Genomic DNA, 9,309 nt, shown 5'->3' with positions numbered 1-9,309 from the left:
GTACGCAGCGATGCACGCCTGTTATCCAGCCTTCGCCGTTTTTACCGCTATTTATGTCGTGAAGCCATTCGTGATTCAGATCCTACCGCAATGCTTGAGTCTCCGAGATTGGGTAAATCATTGCCGGGAAGCTTGTCAGAAGAAGATGTTATCAATCTGTTAGCGCAACCAGATACTGAGACAGCCTTGGGTATGCGCGACAGAACGATGTTGGAAGTACTTTATGCCACTGGCTTACGGGTATCTGAACTGGTGGCTTTAACCTTTGAACAACTCAATATGCGTCAGGGCTTAATACGCTGCATTGGTAAAGGCAATAAGGAAAGATTGGTCCCTTTAGGCGAAACGGCATTGGACTGGTTGCAATTGTATTTGCTTGAAAGTCGACCTCAGTTATTACAAGGTCAAGTGACGGATGATTTATTTCCAACCCGGCGGGGACATTCAATGACCCGACAGGCATTCTGGTACATTATCAAACGTTACGCCAAACTGGCGCTTATTGATAAGCCGCTTTCACCACACACGTTACGACATGCTTTCGCCACCCATTTGCTGAATCATGGAGCAGATTTACGAGTGGTTCAGCTTTTACTTGGCCATGCTGATTTATCCACTACCCAAATTTATACCCATGTTGCCAAAGCCAGACTCCAGCAAATGCATAATCAGCATCATCCACGTGGTTGATTTTCCGCTGCCATGAAAGCTGATGGTAAACTGTCCGGCTAAAATTTAATTTGATTGGGAGAAGCTAGATGCCCTCATTTGATATTGTTTCTGAAGTAGACAAGCATGAACTGACCAATGCGGTTGATCAGGCAAACCGTGAACTGGATAATCGCTTTGATTTCCGCGGAACCGATGCCAAAGTCGAGCAGTCAGACAAAACACTGACCATGTTTGCCAACAGTGATTTTCAATTAGATCAGTTGCTCGATATTCTTAGAATGAAACTGGTGAAACGTGGTATTGATATCAGTTGTCTTGAACTTAAGGATCCTGTGGGTTATGGCAAGATGCGAAAGCAGGATGTGCTGGTTCGTGAAGGCATCGAAAAAGATCTATCACGCACCATCGTCAAACTGATTAAAGAAAGCAAAATTAAAGTTCAGGCAGCAGTACAGGGCGATAGTGTCAGAGTAACCGGCAAAAAACGTGATGATTTGCAACAGGTTATGGCACTGTTGAAAAGTCATGATTCGATTGATATGCCGTTGCAATTCAATAATTTTCGAGATTAAGAGAACCAATAAATGAATTTAAGCCGATTGGTATGGTTGCCGTTATTGCTTTGCATGAGTCTGGCGCATGCAGATGAGATGACAGAACTCAAAGCTGAACTTAATAAACAATTACCTGATATGCAATTGCAATCACTATCACCAGTTGGCAAAAGTGGTTTATATGAAGCAGTCATTGATGATCGTATTTATTACTTCACAGCAGATGGTCAATTTTTGATTCAAGGTGATTTACTGGCGTTGGAAACGCGTGAAAACATTACAGAAGCACGGCGTATTGAAGTGAAAAAGGCTTTACTGGATCGTGTAGATGAAGATGATCTGATTATTTTTGCCGCCAAAAAGCCGGACTACACTGTTACCGTATTTACCGATGTTGATTGTGGCTATTGCCGTGAGTTGCATCGTCAGGTCAAAGACTACAATGATTTGGGAATCACCATTCGTTATATGGCTTATCCTCGGGCGGGGGCAGAATCCGAATCAGCTAATAAATTAATTGAAGTCTGGTGTGCCAAGGATCAGCAGAAAGCCATGACGGATGCAAAAGCCCAGCGCGAAGTGAAAAAAACATCTCTCTGTGAAAACAATCCTGTCGCCGAGCAGTTTGAAATTGGTAGCAAGTTGGGAGTGCGTGGTACGCCGGCAATCTTCCTTGAAGATGGTCAGATGTTACCCGGATATGTGCCACCGCAGAAATTGCGTGAAATTCTGGATGAATATCTCGGCTAATTGAGTGAGAGTATAGATTGCCCCTCAGACAAACGTTTATCGACTAAGCGTATTTTCTCAGGGGTAATTTCAATATAACTCGCATCAGGTTGCCAATCCCCTAATACGATTCGATAGTTTGAATTATTTTGCGAAGATTGCAGTGTATGAATAGCGGGACGGTGAGTGTGACCGTGCAGCAGTAGAGTCGCATTGTATTGCTGCATTACCTGTCTGACAGATGCAGGATTAACATCCATTATCTGAGCTTGTTTGTACTGCTTCTGCTGTTTGCTTTTGACTTTGATTTTATCGGAAATTCCTTGGCGAACCTTTAAGGGCATTGCCAGGAATAGTTTTTGTAACCAGCGGTTACGCACCACTTTTCGGTAACGTTGATAACTCACATCATCAGTGCACAAACTGTCCCCATGCATTAATAATATTTTATGTCCGTATACATCAATCATGACCGGATCATCCAGTAAGGTACCTCCAACCCGTTGGGCAAAATCTTTACCCAGCATAAAATCCCGATTGCCAACCATCAGATAAATTTTGCTGCCTTGTTGCTGAAGATTTTGTAATGCCTGAATAAACGGATCAAACTCAGTCGGGACTAAATCATCTCCCAACCAGGTATTAAAAATATCTCCAACTATATAAAACGCATCGACATTAACCTGCTGGGCAACAAAATCAGTGGCCAGCCGGATAAGCTCCGGCTGGTCAGGACTAAGATGCAAATCTGAAATAAACAGGGTTTTCATTAAATTGGATGGATCAATTATTCGACCACAATCGCTTTTTCAATGACTACAGCTTCTGCAGGAACATCCTGATGACCACCACGCATAGTAGTTTTTACTTTGCGAATTGCATCGACCACATCCATACCTTCAATGACTTCACCAAATACGGCATAACCCCAATCCTGCATGGTTTTATCGCGATGATCCAGAAAGTCATTATCTTTGGTATTAATAAAAAACTGGGCCGTAGCAGAATGTGGATCACCTGTCCGCGCCATCGAGACAGTGCCCTTTTTATTGCTTAAGCCGTTATCGGCTTCATTTTGGATGGACGCTTCGGTTTTTTTCTGTTTGAAGGATTCATCAAATCCACCACCCTGAATCATAAAATTTTCAATGACACGATGGAAAATAGTGCCATCGTAAAAACCGGATTCAACATATTGAATAAAGTTTTTAACGGTTTCCGGTGCTTTATCAGCATTCAGTGCGATAACAATATCGCCATGATTAGTGCTGAGTTTCACTTTGGGTTGTGCGCCGCCGCCTTCCGCGTGGGCAGCCAGCGAAAACGAAGCAAAAAACAGGGGGGCCAGATGGCGATAGAGTAATTTCATGGTAGCTTGTCCAAAAATTGCAAAAACCATCATGATAGAGCATCAAAGCAATTCAGGTGAAGACAATTAAAGACCTTTTCAGATCCAACATACCTAAACAGCACTGTCACCCGACGCTGCTGACAGCGTATAATGCGCGTTCACATTTAACTGTAAACATTCACTATGTCAGAATCTGCTGCCAATCATAATTTTATACGTCCCATTATTCAGGAAGATATTGATTCTGGCAGGGTCGCCGGAAAAGTCGTTACTCGCTTTCCCCCTGAGCCCAATGGATACTTGCATATTGGTCATGCCAAGTCTATTTGCCTGAACTTCGGTTTGGCTGAGGAATTCGGCGGTGATTGTCATTTACGCTTTGATGATACTAATCCAGCCAAAGAAGAGCAGGAATACATTGAAGCCATCATGGAAGATGTCCAGTGGCTGGGCTTTAAGTGGGCGGGTGACGTACGTTATGCATCAAGCTATTTTGAGCAGTTTTATGATTGGGCTGTCCATCTGATCAAGCAAGGCAAAGCCTATGTTTGTGATCTCACCGCTGAACAAGCTAGTGAATACCGTGGCTGGGCGACCAAGCCGGGTAAAGAATCGCCATTTCGTGATCGCAGCGTAGAAGAAAATCTCACTTTATTTGAAAAAATGCGGCAAGGCGATTTTGCTGAAGGTTTTTGTGTGTTGCGCGCAAAAATCGATATGGCTTCGCCCAATATGAACCTGCGTGATCCGATTCTTTATCGTATTCGCAAGAAATCGCACCATCAAACCGGTGACAAATGGTGTATTTATCCCAGTTATGATTTTGCCCACGGGCAAGGCGATGCAATTGAAGGCGTCACCCACAGTATCTGTACGCTGGAATTTCAGGACCATCGTCCGTTGTATGAGTGGTTTATTGCAAATCTGCCCGTTCCTTCAAAACCAAAGCAGTATGAGTTTGGCCGTCTCAATCTGAACTATACGGTGACCAGTAAGCGCAATTTAAAACAACTGGTCGATGAGCAAATAGTTGCTGGCTGGAATGATCCCAGAATGCCAACCATTTCAGGTATGAGACGGCGCGGTTATTCGGCTGCGGCGTTGCGCGCTTTTTGTGACGATCTGGCCGTGGCCAAAACAGATGGTATTGTTGATATTGCCCAGCTGGAATTTGAGATCCGCAAAGATTTAAATGAAAACGCAGCACGTGCCATGTGTGTTTTGACTCCTCTGAAGGTGACCATCTCTAATGCTGCTGAAAGCGTTGAATGGCTGGAAGTCGCGAACCATCCGCAACAGGAAGCCATGGGACAGCGTGCATTGCCGTTCACCAAAGAAATTTTTATTGATGCCAGCGACTTTACCGAAGACACCAGTTTGAGCCGGAAAAAGTTCAAGCGTCTGGTGATTGGTGATTATGTGCGGTTACGTGGTGCTTATGTCATTAAGGCTGATGATGTTATCAAGGATGATAACGGTGAAATCATTGAAGTGATTGCCTCATTAGTGCCCGATACTGTCGGCCAAAATCCGCCCCCTGAGATGAAACCACGTGGCGTGATTCACTGGGTTTCAGCCACAGAAGGCAAAGAAGTCGAGTTGCGTTTATACGACAGATTGTTTTTGGCGGAAGCACCCGGAAAAGCAACGGGTAACTATCTTGATGATGTGAACCCCGATTCGTTAAAGGTCATTAAAGCAATTGCCGAACCGGCCATTGTGAATTGTGAACCGGAAACTGTTTTCCAGTTTGAACGAGAAGGCTATTTTGTCAGTGATCGTTATGATCACACCGCTGATACGCCGGTATTCAATCTGACCATTGGCTTAAAAGATACTTCAGATAAATAAAAAATGTTAAAACTTCACAATACTTTATCCAAGCAGAAAGAAGTCTTTAAACCGATAGAGCCAGGCAAAGTTAAAATGTATGTCTGCGGCATGACGGTTTACGATCTCTGTCATGTCGGTCATGCGCGGGTGATGGTGGTGTTTGATGTAGTGACGCGTTACCTGCGGGCCAGTGGCTATGACGTGACCTACATCCGTAATATCACCGATATAGATGACAAGATCATTAAACGGGCAGCGGAAAACGGCGAAACAATTCAGACGTTGACCGATCGCTATATCAATGAAATGCATGCTGATGCAGATGCTTTAGGTGTACTAAGACCAGATCTTGAGCCTCGTGCCACCGAAGCTATGCAGCCTATGCTCAATATGATTCAGACTTTGATCGATAAAGGCCTGGCCTATGCCGCTGATAACGGCGATGTCTATTATGATGTCAGTGAATTTGCTGATTACGGCAAACTGTCTGGTCGACAGATAGATGATTTACGCGCGGGCGAACGAATCGCTGTAAATGAAGCCAAAACCGATCCACTGGATTTTGTTTTATGGAAAGCTGCAAAACCTGAAGAACCAGCATGGGATTCGCCATGGGGGCCGGGTCGTCCGGGCTGGCATATTGAATGTTCAGCTATGTCAGCTGAATGCCTGGGTCATCATTTTGATATTCATGGCGGTGGACAGGATCTGCAGTTTCCACATCATGAAAATGAAATCGCTCAATCTGAAGGCGCACATGGTTGCCAGAGTGTGAACTACTGGATGCACAATGGCTTTGTCCGGATTGATGATGAAAAGATGTCCAAATCCTTGGGTAATTTCTTTACTGTGCGTGAGGTATTGGCGAAATATCCAGCAGAAGCAGTACGTTATTTCATCTTAATGAGTCATTACCGTAGTCCTTTGAATTATGCAGAAGATCAGCTGGAGCAGGCTAAAACAGCCTTAACCAGGTTTTATCATTCTTTGCGCGATGTCACAGCTGAAACCGTTAACTGGCAGGATGATTTAGAGTTTGCCCCACGTTTTCGTGAAGCGATGGATGATGACTTTAATACGGCGCTGGCATTATCTGTTCTGGCAGATGTGCGTCAGGCGTTAAACATAGCCCGTGAAGAAAATGATGAGAAAAAATCAGCTTATCTGGCTGGGTTATTATTAGCATTTGGCGATGTGCTTGGATTATTCCAGCAATCTGCAGAGGCCTTCCTGACCGGTGGCCAACAAGATGAAACCGGTAAAATCGAACAGTTGATTGCTGACAGAAATGCAGCTCGTGCGGCAAAAGATTGGGGCCGCGCAGATCAAGTTCGTGATGAGCTGACGGCGATGGGAATTGTGCTGGAAGATTCAGCAGGCAAAACCAGTTGGCGGAAAATTTAATATTTGTCTCAGCTGCCTGCTAATGGTGGTTAAGACAATTTAATTTATGGCAGTTTTCTCCTGATCTAAATCAACAATAGCTTCAGTAATCTTCTTCCCGGCTATACAAAGCGTTTTAGTGTGGGCATGATCGAATTTAAATTAATGGATCGATTATGCCCAAAGATAAAACGTATTTACTGACTATCAACGGCGGTTCATCCAGTATCAAATTTACGTTGTATAACGTAACCGAATCGCTTACTCCCATTTTATTCGGCAAGCTCACAGGGCTGGGATTGCCTGTCGCCAAGTTGTGCGTCACAAACTCGATTCAGGCAGAAGAGTCCACTGTAGATATCAAGGCTGACAATTATCAGCAGGCTGTTGAGGTGTTGATAGATTGGGTTTATAAAAATATTGATATCAGCTCAGTTAAAGCTATCGGGCATCGTATTGTTCACGGTGGGCATCAGTATAAAAATCCCCAATGGGTTACCAAGCAATTACTCAAGCATTTGTCGGCAATAACCCCTCTTGATCCACAGCATTTACCGGGTGAGATTCAATTAATTGAAGCATTTGACCAGCATTTCCCACAGTTAAAACAAATGGTTTGTTTTGATACTGAATTTCATCAGAATCTGCCAACAGTTGCCAAATTACTCCCCATTCCCCGTCAGTATTATGAAAAAGGTATTTATCGATACGGATTTCATGGCCTGTCATACCGATATTTAATGCAGGTGTTACAACAGCAAAATGCTAAAAAAGCGAATCACGACAGGATAATTTTGGCGCATCTGGGCAATGGTGCCAGCATGACAGCTGTCACAAATGGGCAATCTATTGATACCACAATGGCGATGACGCCAGCAGCGGGCCTGGTAATGGGGACTCGCAGTGGTGATCTTGATCCGGGTTTATTTGGTGTTCTTAACCGAAGTGAAAGCATGAATGCTGAACAGTTTGAAACAATGATTAATCAGCAATCTGGTTTGCTGGGGATTTCAACCACTACCAGTGATATGAAGCAGCTATTGGAACAACGGTCGACTGACCCAAATGCCGAAGATGCCATAAACTTGTTTTGCTATCAGGCCAGTAAACAGATTGGTGCTTATGCTGCGGCGTTAGGAGGTTTGGATACTTTGGTATTTTCCGGCGGGATTGGTGAAAACGTAGCGGAAATCAGAACACAGATTTGTCAGCAACTGGCATTTATCGGCATTGAACTGGATAACGAATTAAATCAGCAAAATGCTCTGCGCATTTCAACATCACAAAGCAGAGTTACTGTCTGGGTCATCCCGACCAACGAGGAATTAATGATTGCGCAATCGATGTGCGATCTATTGAACCTGAATCATTAAGGGGAAAAGCAAAATGACATTTGAACCATCAAATACATTACAACCACTGGATCAGGACTTACTGGATAAAATGCATGCCTACTGGCGCGCCGCAAATTATTTGTCAGTGGGACAAATATATCTGTATGACAACCCATTGTTAAAACAACCTCTTCAGGCAAAACACATCAAACCACGGCTGTTGGGACATTGGGGCACCACACCCGGACTCAACTTTATATATGTGCATTTAAACCGGGTTATCAAAAAACGTGATCTTAATATGATCTACATTGCTGGGCCAGGTCATGGTGGACCGGCGTTGGTTGCTAATACCTATCTTGAAGGTACTTATAGTGAAACCTATCCGGACATATCCGAGGATGAAGCCGGCTTAAAACGTTTGTTCAAACAATTTTCCTTTCCCGGTGGCGTACCCAGTCATGTTGCTCCGGAAACCCCGGGCTCAATTCATGAAGGTGGAGAATTGGGTTATGCCTTATCCCATGCTTATGGTGCGGCATTTGATAACCCAGATTTGGTTGTCGCCTGTGTGGTTGGTGATGGTGAAGCGGAAACGGGTGCGTTAGCCACTAGCTGGCATTCCAATAAATTTTTGAATCCACAGCATGATGGTGCGGTATTACCGATATTGCATCTCAATGGTTACAAAATTGCCAGTCCGACAGTACTGGCACGTATCCCCAATGATGAGCTGGAAGCCTTGTTTTATGGTTATGGTTATACGCCCTACTTTGTCGAAGGCGATGATCCAAAGCAGATGCATCAACTGATGGCGGCAACATTGGATAAAGCCATGGAACAAATCCGTCATATCCAGAATGATGCGCGTGAACATGGTGTACATCTGCGTCCCCGCTGGCCAATGATTATTTTACGTTCGCCAAAAGGTTGGACAGGTCCAGAAGAAGTCGATGGCAAAAAAACTGAAGGCACATTCCGATCTCATCAGGTGCCCATGGGCGATATGGATAAGGAAGGACATGTCGAAATCCTTAATAAATGGCTGAAAAGCTATAAGCCGGAAGAGCTATTTGATGATGGCGGCAAGCTCAAAGCGGAACTGGCAGCCTTGGCGCCTGAGGGTGATCGACGGATGGGCGCAAATCCACATGCAAATGGTGGTCAGCTGCTGCAGGATCTAACTTTACCGGATTTTCGTGACTATGCCGTAGAAGTCAAAAAGCCCGGAGGCACGAAAGGCGAAGCTACCCGGGTAATGGGTAAATTTCTGCGCGATGTGATGCAACAGAATCTTGATGCCAAGAACTTCCGTTTGTTCAGTCCTGATGAAAATAACTCCAATCGTTGGCAGGATGTGCTTGATGTCACTGGCAGAACCTGGATGGGTGAAATGATTCCGGGTGATGACAAACTGTCCAAAGATGGCAGAGTGATGGAAATGCTCAGTGAG

Annotated in this window: 8 protein-coding genes and 1 pseudogene; 7 read left to right on the top strand and 2 right to left on the bottom strand. The window is 44.4% G+C overall.

The genetic code is table 11. The features are described 5' to 3' along the window. The 3 genes from xerD to B3182_RS14515 all read left to right on the top strand — a co-directional run. On the top strand, positions 1 to 690 hold a 690-nt coding region (gene xerD / locus B3182_RS14525; protein WP_292753280.1), incomplete at its 5' end, for a site-specific tyrosine recombinase XerD. Positions 691 to 758: 68 nt separating this feature from the next. Continuing rightward, the gene (locus B3182_RS14520; RefSeq protein ID WP_014706277.1) at positions 759 to 1,244 is read left to right on the top strand and encodes a YajQ family cyclic di-GMP-binding protein; all 486 of its coding nucleotides are present in this window, start codon (positions 759 to 761) and stop codon (positions 1,242 to 1,244) included. 12 nt (positions 1,245 to 1,256) lie between these two features. Then, the gene (locus B3182_RS14515) at positions 1,257 to 1,976 is read left to right on the top strand and encodes a thioredoxin fold domain-containing protein (RefSeq protein ID WP_292357922.1); all 720 of its coding nucleotides are present in this window, start codon (positions 1,257 to 1,259) and stop codon (positions 1,974 to 1,976) included. On the opposite strand, the gene B3182_RS14510 is transcribed toward B3182_RS14515, so the two are convergent. Together B3182_RS14510 and B3182_RS14505 are read right to left on the bottom strand one after the other, a co-directional pair. Continuing rightward, a complete protein-coding gene (locus tag B3182_RS14510; RefSeq protein WP_292357924.1) occupies positions 1,973 to 2,725 on the bottom strand; it encodes a UDP-2,3-diacylglucosamine diphosphatase in 753 nt (250 codons plus the stop codon). The two genes, B3182_RS14515 and B3182_RS14510, sit on opposite strands and share 4 nt — an antisense overlap. A gap of 17 nt (positions 2,726 to 2,742) precedes the next feature. Then, positions 2,743 to 3,324 carry a peptidylprolyl isomerase gene (locus B3182_RS14505; RefSeq protein ID WP_292357925.1) on the bottom strand — a complete coding sequence of 194 codons (582 nt, stop codon included), beginning with the start codon at positions 3,322 to 3,324 and terminating at the stop codon, positions 2,743 to 2,745. Positions 3,325 to 3,489: 165 nt separating this feature from the next. Here B3182_RS14505 and B3182_RS14500 point away from each other — a divergent pair, with 165 nt between their 5' ends. The 4 genes and pseudogenes from B3182_RS14500 to B3182_RS14485 all read left to right on the top strand — a co-directional run. After that, the gene (locus B3182_RS14500) at positions 3,490 to 5,157 is read left to right on the top strand and encodes a glutamine--tRNA ligase/YqeY domain fusion protein (RefSeq protein ID WP_292357927.1); all 1,668 of its coding nucleotides are present in this window, start codon (positions 3,490 to 3,492) and stop codon (positions 5,155 to 5,157) included. 3 nt (positions 5,158 to 5,160) lie between these two features. Further along, complete coding sequence (gene cysS, locus B3182_RS14495) at positions 5,161 to 6,543, top strand: cysteine--tRNA ligase (RefSeq protein WP_292357929.1); 1,383 nt, start codon at positions 5,161 to 5,163, stop codon at positions 6,541 to 6,543. A 155-nt stretch (positions 6,544 to 6,698) separates the two neighbouring features. Further along, positions 6,699 to 7,895, top strand: coding sequence for an acetate/propionate family kinase (locus B3182_RS14490; protein ID WP_292357931.1), 1,197 nt, complete (start codon positions 6,699 to 6,701; stop codon positions 7,893 to 7,895). Positions 7,896 to 7,908: 13 nt separating this feature from the next. Further along, a pseudogene (locus B3182_RS14485) lies at positions 7,909 to 9,309 on the top strand (phosphoketolase); the annotation flags it as partial.

It is taken from the genome of Methylophaga sp. UBA4204, assembly GCF_002379485.1.
GTDB lineage: Bacteria > Pseudomonadota > Gammaproteobacteria > Nitrosococcales > Methylophagaceae > Methylophaga.
The sequence above is the reverse complement of the archived record's forward strand: the minus strand, read 5'-3'. Positions and strand labels throughout refer to the sequence as shown.

Excerpts from the sequence above, each read along its gene's own strand:
- B3182_RS14515 (WP_292357922.1), top strand. The coding sequence starts at position 1,257 with ATGAATTTAAGCCGATTGGTATGGTTGCCGTTATTGCTTTGCATGAGT.
- B3182_RS14490 (WP_292357931.1), top strand. The coding sequence starts at position 6,699 with ATGCCCAAAGATAAAACGTATTTACTGACTATCAACGGCGGTTCATCC.
- B3182_RS14510 (WP_292357924.1), bottom strand. The coding sequence starts at position 2,725 with ATGAAAACCCTGTTTATTTCAGATTTGCATCTTAGTCCTGACCAGCCG.
- B3182_RS14505 (WP_292357925.1), bottom strand. The coding sequence starts at position 3,324 with ATGAAATTACTCTATCGCCATCTGGCCCCCCTGTTTTTTGCTTCGTTT.
- B3182_RS14520 (WP_014706277.1), top strand. The coding sequence starts at position 759 with ATGCCCTCATTTGATATTGTTTCTGAAGTAGACAAGCATGAACTGACC.
- B3182_RS14500 (WP_292357927.1), top strand. The coding sequence starts at position 3,490 with ATGTCAGAATCTGCTGCCAATCATAATTTTATACGTCCCATTATTCAG.
- cysS (WP_292357929.1), top strand. The coding sequence starts at position 5,161 with ATGTTAAAACTTCACAATACTTTATCCAAGCAGAAAGAAGTCTTTAAA.